Source organism: Bacillus sp. FSL P4-0334 (assembly GCF_038004825.1).
GTDB lineage: Bacteria > Bacillota > Bacilli > Bacillales > Bacillaceae > Bacillus > Bacillus velezensis.
Genome location: NZ_JBBORX010000001.1, coordinates 41,316 through 57,883 on the forward strand (window position 1 = coordinate 41,316; position 16,568 = coordinate 57,883).

Genomic DNA, 16,568 nt, shown 5'->3' on the forward strand with positions numbered 1-16,568 from the left:
CGGGATTTGCGCTAAAGATGCGTTCATTTTTTATACAATATCCCGGATTCGATATGGTTATATTTGTAATAATTGTGAGAGGGGTAACGAATCGAATGTTGGTGATACAGGAACGTATCACCTTTACTTTGGAGCAGGATGACATCCATCGCCAATCCCGATGGGCCGGTTCTTTTTATATAGTACTCCTCTTGAGAGACTGCCACGAAGGCATATTAAGGCATAAATGTCCAATTTTAAAAATATTGTCTATATTTGGATTATCATGTTAAGATGAAAATAATTTTAAACCGGGAGGTGATTTTATGACTAAAACCATTGGTCTTATTTGTGGAAGTTTACGAAAAAACTCGTATAATCGAGCAATTGCTCAATCATTGATTGACTTCGATAATGCGGCTCAATTTCGTTGGGTTGAAATAGACAGTCTTCCTTTTTTTAACGAAGATTTAGAAATTGCCGGAGCACCAGACTCCGTAACATCCTTTAGAGCTGATATACAAGACGTTGACGGCGTCATCATTGTAAGTCCAGAGTACAATTCCGGAATTCCGGGAGTATTAAAAAATGCATTGGACTGGGCATCGAGACCGCGGACCTCTTCTGTTTTAAACAGAAAACCGGTTGGCTTAATCGGAGCAACCCCCGGAGGGTTCGGTACTGCCTTTGGTCAAACGCAAATGAGGGAAGTACTCGAAGCTATGCAAGTCAATGTTTTGCCCTTTCAAAAAATGCTGATTTCGCAAGTCCATGAGAAAATTGATTCCGCTCAAAACATACTTACGGATGAACAAACAAAACGTTATCTTCAACGCTATTTACAACAGTTTATCCATTGGATTGATCATGCTCCGGTTCCCATTCCAGATTAATTGAAGGATCATCCCCCTCACGAAAAGTCACCTCAGAAATAACTTTCTTTCTATACAGCATATGAATAGATTTACCGTTTTCAATTCACAAACTTACTTGCCTTAATTCAAGGAGGATGATAAAATGTCTGATCTTTATTCCCGTCTTTCAAAAGATGATGCTGCCGTGCTTTTAGTTGACCATCAAACCGGCCTTATTTCCGGTCTCGTGCGTGACTATGGCGTTGATGAATTTAAAAACAATGTATTGGCTCTCGGTGATACGGCTAAATTCTTTGATTTACCGGTTATTTTAACAACCAGCTTTGAAAATGGACCCAACGGACCGCTCATGCAAGAACTCGTTGATCTCTTTCCTGATGCGCCAAAAATAGCCCGTCCCGGACAAATTAATGCATGGGACAATGAAGACTTTGTTAAAGCCATTGAAGCGACTGGCAAAAAACAGCTGATTATCGCGGGGGTGGTAACAGACGTCTGCGTTGCTTTTCCTGCGCTTTCTGCCATTAAAGCAGGCTACGAAGTGTTTGTTGTGACAGATGCTTCGGGGACGTTTAATAAGCAAGTAGCAGATGCATCATTAACGCGTATGGCTCATGGCGGCGCGCATCTTATGAACTGGTTCAGCGTAGCATGCGAGTTACAACGTGATTGGCGCAACGACGTTGAAGGTTTTGGCGCATTAATCTCCAGTCATCTTCCCGGTTATCAAAACTTAATGGGAAGCTATATGGGGGCGCAGCGGGACCTTAGTACACAAAATGCATAAAAGGAGCGCTGATTGAATCAGCGCCCCTTTTTTAAATTCGAAGTATAGCAAGGCTCTTCATCTTCATGATTTAGATTTTGCGAAAATAGATGATCGGCAATCGCAAAGTCAATTGATCCTTTTCTGCTAAATGTACAGAAACAGGGAGTCAAATCCGCATCATGTGAGATTTCCATAGTTGTCTCATGGCAAGGGGTGTTTCACTTGCTCTTGATGCACTAATGAAGGGACTCCCAAAACGGTTACATCTGCAGCTTGAAAATCTATTTCATCTTCACCCCGGCCGGGAATGTATCTTACAGTGACGCCTTTAAGATGGCAAGTACGTCATCTTTGTTCAGTTTTTGGAAATTGCCGAATCCGCCGTATTCCATTTCTTTTGCGGCGATGTCTGCGATCAGCTCAAGCTTGTCTTCACCGATGTCATAATCCGCAAGGCGGGACGGTGCGCCGAGGCTTGTCCAGAACGCGGACAATTTATCGATCCCTTCAAGCGCAATTTCTTTATCCGTTTTGCCTTCAGTATCAATGTCAAACATGTTGAGCATCAGGTTTTTAAAACGGTCTACATTTGTATCCAGCGTGTATCTCATCCAGTTCGGGAACAGAATCGCAAGTCCTCCCGCGTGAGGGATGTCATAAACCGCTGATACGGCGTGCTCCATCGTATGGGAAGCCCAATCGCCGAAATAGCCCATTTGCAGCGTGCCATTTAATGCGATCGTACCCGCGTATAAAATCGTTTCACGATGCTTATAGTTCTCAAGGTCTTCCAAAAGTTTCGGCGCTGTTTCAATTACCGTCTGAAGGACCGCAAAACACATTCTGTCCTGAAGCGGCGTGTTTTCAACATTGTGGAAGTATTGTTCAAATACGTGGCTCATCATATCCACCATGCCGTATACGGTTTGGTTTTCCGGAACGCTGAAAGTATTCTCAGGATCTAAAATGGAGAAACGCGGATGAGTGACATTGCTGCCCCATACGAATTTTTCGTTTGTTTCCCAATTTGTGATAACGGAATCAGGGTTCATTTCAGAGCCTGTCGCCGCAAGCGTCAGCACCGTGCCGAACGGGAGCGCGTCCTGCGCCGTTACTTTTTTGCTGTAAATGTCCCATGCGTCGCCGTCATATTTCGCACCGGCCGCAATCGCTTTTGTACAGTCGATGACACTTCCGCCGCCGACTGCGAGAAGGAAATCAATCTCATACTTTCTGCACAGCTCAATTCCTTTATTTACCGTTTCCAGACGCGGGTTCGGTTCAACGCCCGCAAGCTCATGAACGGTTGCGCCTTCTTCTTTTAAGATGCCTGTTACTTGGTCATACAGGCCGTTTCGCTTAATGCTGCCGCCTCCGTATACAAGCAGCACGTTTTTCCCGTATTGCTTCAGCTCTTTTTTCAATTGGTCGATTTGACCTTTTCCGAAAATCAGTTTCGTCGGATTGTAGTACGTAAAGTTCTCCATTTATCATAACCTCCAAAAAAATCGTAAGGGAATTACTATAACACAGAAAAAAAGGAGCTGCCAATCCGGCCGCCCCCTTTATGTTATTACAATGATGCTTTCAGTATCGCAAGCACGTCTTCTTTCTGCAGTGACTTGAACTGTCCGAATGCTCCGTTTGCCATCGCTTTATCTGCAATCGTATCAAGCTTCTCATCAGAAATATCATAATCAGCGAGTCTGTTCGGAGCACCGAGGCTCGTCCAGAAATCAGACAGCCTGCTGATTCCTTCAAGTGCGATCTCTTCATCTGATTTGCCTGTCTCGTCAATATCGAAGACACGGACGGCAAGCTGTTTAAAGCGGGCCGGATTTTCTTTGAGCACATGTCTCATCCAGTTCGGGAACAGAATCGCTAAACCTCCGGCGTGCGGTATATCGTAAACCGCTGATACCGCATGCTCGATGTTGTGTGTGGCCCAATCCCCTCTTGCGCCCATTGACAGCATTCCGTTTAATGCGATCGTGCCTGTATATAAAATCGTCTCACGAAGCTCGTAGTTCTCCAGATCATTGATCAGCTTCGGCGCTGTTTCAATCACCGTGCGCAGAAGCGATTCACACATCCGGTCCTGATACGGCGTGTTTGGCGTGTGGTGGAAATATTGTTCAAACACATGGCTCATCATATCGACCATGCCGTAAATGGTGTGGTCTTTCGGAACGGTAAATGTGTTTACCGGATCGAGAATAGAGAATTTAGGGTAAACGAGCGGGCTCCCCCATCCGTATTTCTCTTGTGTCTCCCAGTTTGTGATGACTGATCCGGAGTTCATCTCTGAACCGGTTGCCGCAAGTGTCAGCACTGTTCCGAAAGGCAGCGCTTCTTTCGGCTGGTGTTTTTTTGTGACGATATCCCACGCGTCGCCGTCATATTTAGCGCCCGCCGCGATGGCTTTCGTGCAGTCAATGACACTTCCGCCGCCAACGGCCAATAAGAAATCGATGCTGTTTTCTTTACAGAGCGCAACACCTTTGTTCACCGTTGAGACACGCGGATTCGGCTCTACGCCTGCCAATTCATGTACGGTAACTTCCGCTTTTTTCAGCAGTTCGGTTACTTGATCATAAAGACCGCTGCGCTTAATGCTGCCTCCTCCGTATACGAGCAGCACGTTTTTTCCGTACGGTTTGATTTCTTCAGGAAGTTTTTCAACCTCTCCCTTTCCGAAAATCAATTTGGTCGGATTCCAATATGTAAAGTTTTGCATGACATCTCCTCCTTTGGATTTATATTATGCAGAAAGATGACGTTCAATGTAAAGCAATCCGCTTTTTTGACGGCGCATCACATGGTTTATAGACAGCGGCTTCCCGGGAAAGGCACTTGTACAGCTTGAAACAGTGTGTGATTTTCACGGCGGAGAATGTAGTATGCATAGATTCTTTGCTTTGTCACAATCTATAACTGTTTCACGAATTCATAGAGGAGGTTGTTTACATGAGTGTTATTCAGCGTATCTGTCTCGTATTAACGATTATCGGCGCTATTAACTGGGGACTGATCGGGTTTTTCCAATTTGATTTAGTAGCAGCCATCTTCGGCGGCCAAGGATCAGCTCTGTCGCGGATTATTTACGGCCTTGTCGGCATCGCCGGCCTGATCAATCTCGGCCTGCTGTTTAAGCCGAACGAAGAAACATCCCGCGAGGAAGCGGCAAATCCGGAAGTCAGATAAACATAAAAAAAGCACCGAACATACATATCCGGTGCTTTTTTTAATGATTATTTTTTGATAAGGTCTTTGCGGTTGGACTGTTCAATCCACTCTTCAAGCTTATCTTTCAATGTGTTGAAACCTTGCGGAGCAGATGTTTCTTCAGAAGCTTGTGCCGCTTTCGGTTTTCTTGGTTTGCTTTCTTTTCTTTCAGGCGCCGCTTGAGTTGCACGGATAGAAAGGCTGATTTTGCCTTTTTCTTCGTCAACCGCAAGTACTTTTACTTGTACTTCGTCACCGATAGAAAGGTGTTCGTTAATGTCTTTTACGAAACCGTGAGTGACTTCAGAAATGTGAACAAGTCCTTGAGTTTCTTCATCTAATGCAACAAACGCACCATACGCTTGTAATCCTGTTACTTTACCAGTGTAAACACTGCCCACTTCAAATTTTGCTGCCATTCATAACAACTCCTAAGTTAAATTAAATACAGATTATACGCAATTTAAAATTATATCATACAAGTTTGTTTTTCGCAAAGAGAACTTTTTTACATAATCAAGTTTAAGCACAGATAAAGGAGGGTATACTATGATTACGAAGGCTTTCTAGTATTCCCCCCCTTTTATTTGGATGCGAACCGGGTTCGTATCTTTTTTTATGCCCTTTTTTCAACAAACCGTTTGATTCTGACGAGCGCTTCCTGAATCTGCTCAATGGATGTCGCATAGGAACATCTGATGTAGCCTTCGCCGCTCGGGCCGAATACATTCCCCGGAACGACGGCTACTTTTTCTTCAATGAGCAGCTGTTCCGCGAATTCTTCTGAACTCATGCCGGTCGACTGAATGGAAGGAAAGGCGTAAAATGCTCCGCCGGGGTGGTGGCAGCCGAGTCCGATTTCGTTCAATGTCTCCACAATCAGGTTTCGGCGTCTCCGATAGCTTTTCTTCATTCTTTCGACGTCTTCCTGGCCGTTTTTCAGCCCTTCAAGCGCCGCGTACTGAGCCATGGAAGGCGCGCACATCATCGCGTGCTGATGAATTTTGAGCATCGCATCCCTGATCACGGGAGGCGCCGCCGTAAATCCGAGTCTCCACCCCGTCATGGCAAATGCTTTGGAGAAGCCGGAAATAAGAATCGTGCGTTCCTTCATGCCGCGGATGGCCCCCATGCTCGTGAATGGCTCATCATACGTCAGCTCGGCATAAATTTCATCAGCAAGCACGATCAAGTCGTGTTTTTCAGCGAAAGCAGCGATGGATTCAAGCTCTTCTTTCGAATAGACGGAACCTGTCGGATTTGACGGCGAGCATAGAAGCAGCGCTTTTGTTTTGTCCGTCAGGGCCGCTTCAAAATCGGCTGGGGATGCTTTGAAACCTTTTGCAGCGACAGTCTGAATCGGCACCGGCTTCGCCCCCGTCAAGGTCACGAGTGATTCATATGCGACAAAACACGGTTCGGGAATTAACATTTCCTCTCCAGGATTCATAATGGCGCGGACAGCGAGATCAAGCGCCTGGCTTGCCCCTACAGTAACGATCAGTTCACTGTCAGGCGAATAACTCAGGCCGAACCGCTGATCTAAGTAGCGGCTGATTTCTTCTCTCAGTTCATAAAGACCCGCATTTGCGGTATAAGCCGTATAACCCTGTTCTAAAGAAAGAATACTCGCTTCCCTCACGTTCCAGGCCGTCACAAAGTCAGGCTCTCCCACTCCCAGTGAAATGACGCCTTCCATCGTAGCGGCCAGATCAAAGAACTTGCGGATGCCTGACGGTTTAATCTGCTGCACGTAGTCAGATAAATAAGAAGTCTTCGTTTCCATTTACGGAGACACCACGATTCTTTTGTCATCGTCTCCGCTTTCAAAGACTTTGCCGTCATGCTTATATTTTTTCAGGATGAAGTGCGTTGTCGTGGAAACGACAGACTCAAGGGTGGACAATTTTTCAGACACGAAGCTTGCCACGTCTGACATCGTGTTGCCGCGAATAACGACAGATAAGTCATACACCCCTGACATCAGGTACACTGATTCAACTTCCTGGAATCTGTATATCCGCTCAGCGACTTCATCAAAGCCGACATTTCGTTTCGGAGTGACTTTTACGTCAATCATCGCCGTGACGCCTTCCAAACCGTCGACTTTGCGCCAGTCGATCATCGCCGCATAATCAATGATGACTTTTTCCTTTTCAAGCTTTTCAATGATGCTTTTGACTTCTCCAGCGGGAATGTTTGCCATTTTCGCAATCGTTTCCGCATCAACGCGGCTGTTTTCGTCTAAAATTTCTAATATTTCTGTTTCTTTTTCGGTCAGCTTCATACGTTTCACACCTTTGCATTATCAAAAATCTTCATGACATTATATCACGATTTTCGACAAATGCTAAGAAAAACCCGAAAGAAACCAGAGCTAAAATCTGACAATCAAAAAAGCCTTTACATTACAACAAAGAAAGGACGGCGAAGGCTCTCATGGAAGCTGTTTCACCGATTAAACGGGCCGCGATAGACGGAGTTGAGCTGTATTACGAGCATTATGAAAATCCCGGCAGACAGACACTCGTCTGCGTACACGGTTTTTTATCTTCGGCATTCAGCTTCAGAAAACTGATCCCGCTGCTCAGAAACCATTATGATATTATCGCCGTTGACCTGCCTCCTTTCGGGCAATCGGAAAAGTCACGGACTTTCGTATATACTTACGCAAACCTCGCCAAGCTTCTGATCGGACTTCTGGAAAAGCTCGGTATCAGCCGGGCCGCACTCATCGGCCATTCAATGGGCGGCCAGATTTCCTTATCCGCGTCTCTTCTCAGACCCGAGCTTTTTTCTAAAATCGTCCTGCTGTGCAGCTCGGGGTATTTAAAGCGCTCGCACCCGTCGATTATATTCGGGACGCATCTCCCTTGTTTTGACCTGTATCTTAAGTATTGGCTTTCAAAAGACGGCGTGCTGAACAACCTGTTAAATGTCGTTCACGACCGGACGCTTATCGATCAGGAAATGATTGACGGTTACGAAAAACCATTTACAGACCGCCAGATTTTCAAAGCGATGACAAGGTTTATCAGACACAGGGAGGGCGATTTAGAGCCCGAGGATTTGAAGAAAGTGCAAAACCCCGCTCTTTTAATCTGGGGAGAAGAAGACCGTGTCGTTCCGGTCTCAGTCGGAAAACGGCTTCATGACGACCTGCCGGATTCCATTCTATATTCACTCAAAGATACGGGGCACCTCGTACCTGAAGAGCGCCCGGAGTTTGTTTCGGAGCGGATTTTTGAATTTATTCAATAAAAAAACCGGCGAAACCGCCGGTTTTTAAGGGGTGCAGGAGCTGCTTTCTTTTATGAACAGAAGCTGCTCGGCGGCCTTTTGGCAGCCTTCGATCGGAAGCTTTTGCTCAAATGAAGCTTCAAAGATATCCTGAATGGCTGCTGCCAGCTTGTCGGCACGGTCTTCACTGTAGACGGCCTGAACGATGTCGACGGCTTCTGTCTCATAAAAATCTTCTCCATATTTAAACGGGTCCCACTTGGCAATGATTTTCATCATTTCCATGACCGCTTGGCTTTCTTCCATTTTCATCACCGCTTATAATAAAGTTTGCAATTCTATTTTATCATAGATACGCTGTGCAAAATAATGATACTACAGGAGTGACATACATGAACTTTGATCTTCGAGAAAACCGTCTTGGCACACAATCGGTGAAATGGGACAAGGCGGAAGCGTTATTCGGCGTATCGGATGCGCTTCCGATGTGGGTTGCCGATATGGATTTCCGCGCTCCCGAAGCGGTCACTGACGCCTTAAAAGCCCGCCTTGACCACGGCATATTCGGTTACACGTCTCCTGACGAAAACACAAGAGAAGCCGTCGCTTCATGGCTTGAGACGCGGCACGGCTACCGGCCCGATCCCGCAAGCATCGCGTTCAGTCCCGGTGTTGTCACGGCAATCAGCATGGCCGTACAAGCCTTTACCGAACCGGGCGATCCGGTGTTGATTCAATCACCGGTGTATACGCCTTTTTATCAGATGATCAAGGAAAACAAACGGCAGGTTTTACATAACCCGTTACGGGAAGAAAACGGCGTCTACTGTATGGATTTTGAGGATCTTGAGAAAAAGCTGAACGATTCTGAGGTCAAGCTGATGATTCTTTGTAATCCCCACAATCCGTCCGGCAGAGCATGGAGCCGGGATGAGCTTATGAAGCTCGGATCGCTGTGCGCCGCCCATAACGTCACCGTCGTTTCTGACGAGATACATTCCGACTTAATGCTGTACGGAAAGCCGCATACGCCTTTCGCTTCTCTGTCTGAGGAGTTTGCGCGGATTTCCGTTACTTGTGTCGCGCCGAGCAAGACGTTTAATATTGCCGGCATTCAGGCATCCGCCATTATCATTCCCGATCGGTATAAGCGGGCGAAATTCTCCGCCGCATTGCATCAGAACGGAATTTCCAGCCTCAACACATTTGCGGTTGCAGCAATCGAAGCGGCCTATACAAAGGGAGGCCCTTGGCTTGACGCGCTGATTCCTTACATTGAAGGGAATATGAAATTGGCTGAGGACTTTTTAAGAAAAGAATTGCCGAAAGTCCGCATGATGAAGCCTGACGCTTCCTATTTGATCTGGATGGATTTCAGCGAATACGGATTTTCGGATGCCGAGCTCAAAGAAAGAATGCTCAAAAAAGGGAAAATCATATTAGAGCCGGGAACAAAATACGGACCGGGCGGCGAAGGATTTATGAGACTTAATGTCGGCTGTTCAGCCGCCGCCGTAAAAGAAGGGCTTGAGAGAATGAAAGCAGCGCTCGCTTAGCAGCGGAAAGAACGCCTTTATCAGATGAGATAAGGGCGTTCGCTTTAGAGAAATATATACTTTTTTTTCCGGTAAAGATGTTATAATAGATTCATATTTACATAGGAAAGGATTTCGCATAAATGGAGATTGTAAAGGATTACCTGCTTCACTTCTCTTTTATTTTATTCCCTATTTTTCTTTATCAAGTCTTCTGGCTCAGCAAGCCCGATTTGCTTGTGCCGAGAGCGAACCGCCTGCTGGTCGCCGTATTTGCAGCGTCATCTTCCTTATTATGTACGGCTTTTCCCATCCAGGAGCTTCATTCCGTCCGTTACGGTTTGCAGCTGATTCCCATTATCGTCTGCCTGCTTTATTCCGGTACCGCCGCAGGACTTGCCGCAGGGGCGGCATCCGTTTTTTTTCAGCTCATATGGTTTGAACCTTCCGCTCTTTTTTTCTTATCCTTAATTCCTTTTTTAATCATCATCCCTATCCAGCTCCAAACGAAATGGCCTTTTTTTTCAAAGCGGAAGAAACTGCTTTTCGCTCTTCTCATCGGCTGCACTGAAACCGCCTTATTAACCGCATCTGTCTTCATCTATTCCGCGACCAATATTTTCAATTTTCAAAATCTATCTTCCGTTTATTATGAGGCGGCAGTATCTGTTTTTTTTCAAGTCAGCGCCCTTTTGCTGTGCATTTATTTGATTGAGATCATTGATGAGAATGCGTCCATGCGGGCAAGGCTGATTCACTCAGAAAAAATGGCCGTCGTCAGCGAGCTTGCGGCAAGCGTCGCCCATGAAGTCCGCAATCCGCTTACGGTCGTCAGAGGTTTTGTGCAGCTGCTGTTCAGCGGCGAGCAGCTTCAGGACAAATCCCACTCCGGATATCAGAAACTTGTGCTGTCCGAACTCGACCGGGCTCAGACGATCATTACGAATTATCTCGATATGGCGAAGCAGGATGACTATGAAAAAGAAAAGTTTGATATTTCTCTGCTCGTAAAGGAAACAGGTTCCTTAATGGAGTCTTATGCCAATTTTAAATCGGTGACCGTTACGGTTCGAAGCGAGCCTGATTTATATGTGTTCGGCGATGTAAAAAAACTGAAACAGGCCTTCATTAATCTGATTAAAAACAGTATTGAAGCCGTGCCCTCTGAAAACGGCCGAATCGAGGTCTCCGTCCAAAAACAGGAAGAGATGATTCTCATTCAGATTACGGATAACGGAATCGGCATGTCCGATGAAGAACTGCAGAAACTCGGCAAACCGTATTATACGCTGAAAACGAACGGCACCGGGCTCGGGCTTACCGTGACATTCTCGATTATTCAGCATCATGAAGGCTCCGTCTGTTTCACCAGCGGCGAGCACTCGGGCACAACGGCCTCAGTCAGGCTTCCGGCAGCTGTTCACTAGCCAACCGCGTTGATCTTTTATAGAATAACTAGAGAGAGGTGAACGCTATGAATACGTTTGAAATCGGCACAATCGTAAAAGGGTTTTATAAAACAGGAGCATACATAGGGGAAGTGACAGACGTCAGGCCCAATCACTATTTAGTGAAAATTAAAGCCGTTCTGACGCATCCCGCTCAAGGAGATCTTCATCATCCGAAGCAGGCGGATGTTCCGTTTTTTCATGAAAGAAGAGCGCTTGCATTCGGGGAACAGACAAACATACCGCATCAGATGGTCAAACCGTTTGATGGCGAGGTGCCTGATTATACGGCTTCCTTACAAGCGGCGTCTGCCCGGCTGAAAGATCAGCTTACAGCGGACGGCTCAGAATGGGCGGAACGTTCGCTCGACAACTTGGCCGCGTTAGAGCGTGACTATTTTAAAAGAACTTGACCCAGTCGGCATGATTGGGTTTTTTTATGTGGCCCGGCGAAACAGTTCAGTCAGATCGACGCGATCACCGATCGTCGGAGGTTTCGGTTTTTCAAGATATTGTTTATCCCGCTCGACAAGCTTGAATAATTTGTATGTCGTCAGCGCATCATCCAGCGCTTTATGATGCGTGCCCGTCCCTTTATCGCCATACTCTTCTGCCGCTTTCCAAAGGCCGGTCAATGTTCTGTCGCCGAAGAAGTTTTTGTATTCAAGGGACAGATCCCGAAGTTCTCCTTTGAACGGAAAAGGGATGTGGTTAAACATGCAATTTTGCTTTAACACTTTCATATCCATATTGCCCCAGGTGACGATCGTACAGTTTTTATCAGGATCAAGCTCATTTAATTTGCGGATGAATTCATTAAACGTGATTCCGCCGTCCACGTCTTTTTGGGTGATATTCAGAAAGGTTTTGCATCGTTTCGTCAGCTTCGGAAATTTTTTCGGTTTGATATAACTCGAAAACGTTTCAGTCACTTCATCATTCACCGTCTTGACAATCCCCGCTTCAATAATCTCGGGAAAGAAATTTTGCGGGCTGTATTTTCCGTCAGGCATTGTAAATTCAAAATCAATAATGAGCAGACTGCGCTGATCCACTTTTTTTACACCTGCCTTTCCTCCGATCAAAAATGATATTTTATGATAGTATATCAGTTTCCCCTCTGAAACTTTCTTCATTTTCTAAAAATAATGAATTTTCCTATATCCGCATCGAAAATACAAATACCGGATTCATTCCTATATACTAATGATTAGATACACGAAAAGTAAAGAAGGTGATGTTATTTCTGTCCGTAAGAAGAACTTCGTCGTCATTTGGATTACAAATTTCTTTATTTCCGCCAGCATGACCATGATTGTTCCGTTTCTTTCGTTATACATCGAAACGATCAGCCCCCATTCGGGCGGGTATGTGCAGAGATGGAGCGGGTATGTGTTCGGCGTCACGTTTTTAATGGCGTTTGTGATTTCCCCGTTTTGGGGCAGATTCGGCGATAAGCGCGGCTACAAAAAAATTCTCTTGATTACAGGAACCGGCATTGCCGTCAGCATTTTATTGATGGGGTTTGTGACATCCGTTTATCAGCTGTTTGTCCTGCGGCTGCTTATGGGTCTAGTAACAGGCTTTGTTCCCACATCGCTTGCCATGATTTCGGCGCAGACGCCGAAAGAGACTGCCGGGAAGACGCTCGGCACGCTGCAGATGGGTCAGGTGTCAGGCACTTTATTCGGACCGATGCTGGGCGGTCTGCTCGCTGACAGCTTCGGGTTTACGTACACATTTTTTATTACGTCTTTTGTCATTTTCGCATCCGTGCTTCTCGTTTTATTTCAGGTCAATGAGCAGCCGCTCGGCGAGAAACAAAACAAGCGGAAAACCTATTCCAGAAAACAGGTGCTCTCCTATATTTTTCACCAGCCCGCGCTTTGGGCGATGATGGTGCTTACTATGATCGTGCAGACCGGCAATTTCAGCATCCAGCCGCTGCTCGCTTTATATGTCAATGAGCTGCACGGACCTGTTAATTTAGCCTTTTTCTCCGGAATGGCGTTTTCAGCGACCGGACTCGGAAGCTTACTGCTTGCCCGGAAATGGGGGGACTTCGGCGACCGCTTCGGCCACAGCCGGATCTTAATCGTGCTTTTGATTGCCTCAGCGGTGTTTTTCATTCCGCAGGCGCTCGCCTCCTCCCTCTCCATTCTGTTAGTCTTCAGATTTCTGTTCGGCATGGTCATGGGCGGCACGCTCCCCTGCATTACGGCCGCAATCCGCGTCAGGGCGCCGGGCAGCATCCAGGGAGAGGTGCTCGGCTATAACGTCAGCTTTCGTTTTCTCGGAAATGTGCTCGGCCCTCTGCTCGGAGGTGCGGTCTCAAGCGGTTTTTCCATTTCGGCTGCTTTCTACGTCACCGCCTTTCTCTTTTTAATAGGCGCGGGGCTCTTATGGATGGCGGGACATCTGCAAAAGGATACAGCGTCAAATGCGGGCTGACCGGCAGCGATCACGATTTCTTCTAAATTTAACCTTCTCGTATTCTTAAAAGAATGATACGATATGGCTAGAAATCAGGAGAAAAGAGAGTGACCATGGTACGTAAAATAATCGGATGGATTTTGCTGCTCGGCATTATCCCGTTGTGTGCATTTACAGTTATTGCTTCCGGCAAAGAGGTAAAACAAATCAAGCCTTTTGATCAGGTGCTCGATAAACATATTGATTTAAAAGCGATCAACCTGGTTCAAAACAGTTACATGTATGACAGGGACGGAAGCCTTGTTTCTGAGATTGTCAGCGATCATGAGAACCGCGTGATCGTGCCCTTTAATAAAATACCGAATGAGGTAAAACAACTGTTTTTAACCTCTGAAGACCGTCATTTTTATGAGCATAAAGGGTTTGACTTTATGGGGATGGTCAGGGCGGCCGCCTCCAATTTCAAAGATCATAAAATTGATCAGGGCGCCAGCACCATCACCCAGCAGCTGGCAAGGAATGTGTATTTAAGCCATGAACGCACCTTCAGCCGAAAACTGACGGAGCTGGCCTATTCCTATCAGCTTGAGAAAAAATACAGCAAAGATGAGATTTTAGAAGGCTACTTAAATACGATTTATTTTAATAACGGCGTATACGGTGTCGGTTCGGCGGCACAATTTTATTTCAGCAAGCCGCTGAAATCTCTCACTTTGGGAGAAATGGCCTTTATCTGCGCCATCCCTAATAACCCTACATTATATGATCCTCTCAAGCATTTTGATTATACGAAAAAACGACAAGTCAGATTGCTTAACGGATTAAAAAAAGCAGGCGTTATATCCGGGAAACAGCTGAAAAAAGCCGAAAAGGAAAAGATCAAGCTTGATATAAACGAAAAAACAAATAAATATCCTGACTATGTTTCCTATGTAAATGATGAATTCACACAGCTTGTTTCATCATCCGAAGGCTATGACAAACGTCTTGAAAAAGCTTCCGGAAAGGCGAAACAAAAAATACAGAGTGAGCTTTCAGACAGAGTCAGCACATTGTTAAAAGACGGCGTGAAGATTTATACAGCGCTGAATCCGTATATGCAAAACCAGGTCGTCGCCCAAGTGAATCAAAATCTGCCGTATGCAGGCGTCCAAGGCGGAGCGGCCGTGATTAATCATCAGACACATCAGATTATCGCGCTTTCAGGCGGGAAAGATTACCATAAATATGATTTCAACCGTGCCTATCAGGCATACAGACAGCCCGGTTCATCCATTAAGCCGCTGCTTGATTACGGACCTTACATTGAAAAGACCGGCGCAACGCCACACAGCAAGATTGACGCAAGCAAATTCTGCAGTGCGGATTACTGTCCGCAAAACTACAATAACCGCACGTACGGTACGGTCACGCTGGAAACGGCGTTTAAATACTCGTACAACACACCGGCCATCAGAATCATGGACCGCGTCGGCGTCAATAAGGCGTTCAGCTACCTTGAACCGTTTCATTTCGCGAAGCTGGTCAGCGCGGATTACCGTCTGCCTGCGGCGCTTGGCGGTTTTACAAACGGCATGACGCCGCTTGAAATGACCAATGCGTACACCACGTTCGGCAACAACGGCGTTTATACGCCGAGTCACGCGATTACAAAAGTGACTGATTTAAAAGGAAAAACGATATTAAAATGGAAAGATGAGCCGACGCAGGTATTCAGCGTGCGGACCAACATGCAGATCAAAGAAATGATGAAAGCCGTCGTCAAGAGCGGTACAGGAAAGAAAGCGAACTTTAAAGCTCCGTACGTCGGCGGAAAATCAGGAACGTCAAATGACTATCACGATATGTGGTTTGTCGGCCTGACGGACGCTTATACGATGGGGGTATGGGTCGGCAAGGATACACCGTCAAGCGTCGAATACCTTCATGACGCAAGCCCTCAGCTTTCGATCTGGAAAAACACGCTGCAGGCAGCTTATTAAAGATAACGGAGGGGATCCGCTTTGAAACCAGCTCAGCTTCCGGACCGCGTACTTTTGTTTGACGGCGTCTGCAACTTATGCAGCGGCGCCGTTCAATTCATCATTAAACGCGATCCGGCCGGCAAAATCTCATTTGCATCATTGCAATCAGATACCGCCCGGGAGCTTTTGGCATCAGAAGGACTTCCGACAGAACAATTTGACAGCATGATTTTTATCGAAAACGGGCGGATATACAAAAAATCCGCCGCCGTGTTAAAGGTTTCCCGTCATCTCCGCGGAGCCTGGCGGCTGTCAGCGGTTTTTTTCGCAGTGCCCCGCCCCCTCAGGGATAGAGCCTATTCTTTCATCGCCCGGCGCCGCTACAAATGGTTCGGAAAAAGGGAAGCATGCATGCTCCCCTCCCCTGAGATCAAAAACAGATTTCTGTCTTAACAAAAATGGCTAGCTTACACAGGTAAGCTAGCCATTATGCTATTATAAAGCTTGATAAAGATGTACAAAATACCGATAACAAAAGTAAACCAAAACAGAATCTCAAGCAATATAAAACCGATCAGCGAAACGATCGAGAGTGTCGAATAGATTCTGTACACCATGAAAATCAAATAAACGAGCGTAACAACGGCAAATAACGCCGCAATCCAAAAACCATTCTGCACGAGCGCAAAGGAAAGAATTCCTCCGCCTACATAAATTAAAGAGCCTAATCTGATTTTTTTCAGATTGTCCCCTTCAGGGTCATTTGTGAAAAACAAAAGAGACAGCTCTGTCACTGTGTTTGCAATCAGCTTCAAAGCCGAAAAAAGCATAAAATACACAAGGGCGAACGCTGCAAAAAGCGCCAGTCTGATCCCTTTCTCAGAGAAATAATCCAGCATCCCCTGATACATGCCGAGCGTCTGAAGTATCTTCATGACATAAAGCGAGGTAGAAATGGATAATGACGAACTAAAAAGCAGAATCGCAACGAGCGGAAAATAACCCGTCCAATAAGTATTTTTCATATAAAAAGTCCCTTTCTGTAATCTACCTCACTTATTATGGAGGACTTAAAACACATTGACAAGATAAAAAATACC

General features: G+C 46.0%; 18 protein-coding genes. 10 read left to right on the top strand and 8 right to left on the bottom strand.

What is annotated here, in order from left to right; translation table 11 throughout:
- Nucleotides 1-305 precede the first annotated feature (305 nt).
- Both NSQ37_RS00220 and ycaC read left to right on the top strand, forming a co-directional pair.
- Nucleotides 306-872 carry an NADPH-dependent FMN reductase gene (locus NSQ37_RS00220; RefSeq protein ID WP_059367932.1) on the top strand — a complete coding sequence of 189 codons (567 nt, stop codon included), beginning with the start codon at nucleotides 306-308 and terminating at the stop codon, nucleotides 870-872.
- Nucleotides 873-996: 124 nt separating this feature from the next.
- The gene (ycaC, locus tag NSQ37_RS00225; RefSeq protein WP_015240469.1) at nucleotides 997-1,641 is read left to right on the top strand and encodes an isochorismate family cysteine hydrolase YcaC; all 645 of its coding nucleotides are present in this window, start codon (nucleotides 997-999) and stop codon (nucleotides 1,639-1,641) included.
- A gap of 296 nt (nucleotides 1,642-1,937) precedes the next feature.
- Here ycaC and NSQ37_RS00230 read toward each other — a convergent pair whose 3' ends face one another.
- Nucleotides 1,938-3,110 carry an iron-containing alcohol dehydrogenase gene (locus tag NSQ37_RS00230; RefSeq protein WP_341123028.1) on the bottom strand — a complete coding sequence of 391 codons (1,173 nt, stop codon included), beginning with the start codon at nucleotides 3,108-3,110 and terminating at the stop codon, nucleotides 1,938-1,940.
- 86 nt (nucleotides 3,111-3,196) lie between these two features.
- Nucleotides 3,197-4,360, bottom strand: coding sequence for an iron-containing alcohol dehydrogenase (locus NSQ37_RS00235; protein WP_025285178.1), 1,164 nt, complete (start codon nucleotides 4,358-4,360; stop codon nucleotides 3,197-3,199).
- 230 nt (nucleotides 4,361-4,590) lie between these two features.
- Here NSQ37_RS00235 and NSQ37_RS00240 point away from each other — a divergent pair, with 230 nt between their 5' ends.
- Nucleotides 4,591-4,827: a DUF378 domain-containing protein gene (locus NSQ37_RS00240; RefSeq protein WP_003152104.1), complete on the top strand. Its 237-nt coding sequence runs from the start codon at nucleotides 4,591-4,593 to the stop codon at nucleotides 4,825-4,827.
- A 47-nt stretch (nucleotides 4,828-4,874) separates the two neighbouring features.
- Here NSQ37_RS00240 and yugI read toward each other — a convergent pair whose 3' ends face one another.
- From yugI to NSQ37_RS00255, 3 genes are all read right to left on the bottom strand, one after another.
- Nucleotides 4,875-5,267 carry a S1 domain-containing post-transcriptional regulator GSP13 gene (gene yugI, locus NSQ37_RS00245; protein WP_007408653.1) on the bottom strand — a complete coding sequence of 131 codons (393 nt, stop codon included), beginning with the start codon at nucleotides 5,265-5,267 and terminating at the stop codon, nucleotides 4,875-4,877.
- A 197-nt stretch (nucleotides 5,268-5,464) separates the two neighbouring features.
- Complete coding sequence (locus NSQ37_RS00250; RefSeq protein WP_151296143.1) at nucleotides 5,465-6,634, bottom strand: aminotransferase; 1,170 nt, start codon at nucleotides 6,632-6,634, stop codon at nucleotides 5,465-5,467.
- On the bottom strand, nucleotides 6,635-7,135 hold the full coding sequence (locus NSQ37_RS00255) for an Lrp/AsnC family transcriptional regulator (protein WP_088461329.1): 501 nt from the start codon (nucleotides 7,133-7,135) through the stop codon (nucleotides 6,635-6,637).
- A gap of 152 nt (nucleotides 7,136-7,287) precedes the next feature.
- On the opposite strand from NSQ37_RS00255, the gene NSQ37_RS00260 reads away from it, so the two are divergent.
- A complete protein-coding gene (locus NSQ37_RS00260) occupies nucleotides 7,288-8,109 on the top strand; it encodes an alpha/beta fold hydrolase (RefSeq protein ID WP_007408654.1) in 822 nt (273 codons plus the stop codon).
- Nucleotides 8,110-8,133: 24 nt separating this feature from the next.
- Here NSQ37_RS00260 and NSQ37_RS00265 read toward each other — a convergent pair whose 3' ends face one another.
- Nucleotides 8,134-8,394 carry a DUF1871 family protein gene (locus tag NSQ37_RS00265; RefSeq protein WP_003152094.1) on the bottom strand — a complete coding sequence of 87 codons (261 nt, stop codon included), beginning with the start codon at nucleotides 8,392-8,394 and terminating at the stop codon, nucleotides 8,134-8,136.
- Between the two features lie 86 nt (nucleotides 8,395-8,480).
- Here NSQ37_RS00265 and NSQ37_RS00270 point away from each other — a divergent pair, with 86 nt between their 5' ends.
- The 3 genes from NSQ37_RS00270 to NSQ37_RS00280 all read left to right on the top strand — a co-directional run bounded on the left by NSQ37_RS00270 (nucleotide 8,481) and on the right by NSQ37_RS00280 (nucleotide 11,484).
- Nucleotides 8,481-9,644 carry a MalY/PatB family protein gene (locus NSQ37_RS00270; protein WP_015240471.1) on the top strand — a complete coding sequence of 388 codons (1,164 nt, stop codon included), beginning with the start codon at nucleotides 8,481-8,483 and terminating at the stop codon, nucleotides 9,642-9,644.
- Between the two features lie 122 nt (nucleotides 9,645-9,766).
- Nucleotides 9,767-11,050 carry a sensor histidine kinase gene (locus NSQ37_RS00275; protein ID WP_015240472.1) on the top strand — a complete coding sequence of 428 codons (1,284 nt, stop codon included), beginning with the start codon at nucleotides 9,767-9,769 and terminating at the stop codon, nucleotides 11,048-11,050.
- 47 nt (nucleotides 11,051-11,097) lie between these two features.
- A complete protein-coding gene (locus tag NSQ37_RS00280; protein WP_015240473.1) occupies nucleotides 11,098-11,484 on the top strand; it encodes a kinase-associated lipoprotein B in 387 nt (128 codons plus the stop codon).
- Between the two features lie 24 nt (nucleotides 11,485-11,508).
- On the opposite strand, the gene kapD is transcribed toward NSQ37_RS00280, so the two are convergent.
- Nucleotides 11,509-12,126, bottom strand: coding sequence for a 3'-5' exonuclease KapD (gene kapD / locus NSQ37_RS00285; protein ID WP_025285184.1), 618 nt, complete (start codon nucleotides 12,124-12,126; stop codon nucleotides 11,509-11,511).
- 151 nt (nucleotides 12,127-12,277) lie between these two features.
- On the opposite strand from kapD, the gene NSQ37_RS00290 reads away from it, so the two are divergent.
- The 3 genes from NSQ37_RS00290 to NSQ37_RS00300 all read left to right on the top strand — a co-directional run bounded on the left by NSQ37_RS00290 (nucleotide 12,278) and on the right by NSQ37_RS00300 (nucleotide 15,921).
- Nucleotides 12,278-13,522 (top strand): multidrug efflux MFS transporter, encoded by a 1,245-nt coding sequence (locus NSQ37_RS00290; RefSeq protein ID WP_007408659.1) that lies wholly within the window; start codon nucleotides 12,278-12,280, stop codon nucleotides 13,520-13,522.
- Nucleotides 13,523-13,611: 89 nt separating this feature from the next.
- Nucleotides 13,612-15,486: a transglycosylase domain-containing protein gene (locus NSQ37_RS00295; protein WP_012118304.1), complete on the top strand. Its 1,875-nt coding sequence runs from the start codon at nucleotides 13,612-13,614 to the stop codon at nucleotides 15,484-15,486.
- Nucleotides 15,487-15,507: 21 nt separating this feature from the next.
- Nucleotides 15,508-15,921, top strand: a complete 414-nt coding sequence (locus NSQ37_RS00300; protein WP_014305710.1) for a thiol-disulfide oxidoreductase DCC family protein — start codon at nucleotides 15,508-15,510, stop codon at nucleotides 15,919-15,921.
- A gap of 14 nt (nucleotides 15,922-15,935) precedes the next feature.
- On the opposite strand, the gene NSQ37_RS00305 is transcribed toward NSQ37_RS00300, so the two are convergent.
- Nucleotides 15,936-16,493 (bottom strand): YufK family protein, encoded by a 558-nt coding sequence (locus NSQ37_RS00305; protein WP_007408662.1) that lies wholly within the window; start codon nucleotides 16,491-16,493, stop codon nucleotides 15,936-15,938.
- Between the last annotated feature and the right edge of the window lie 75 nt (nucleotides 16,494-16,568).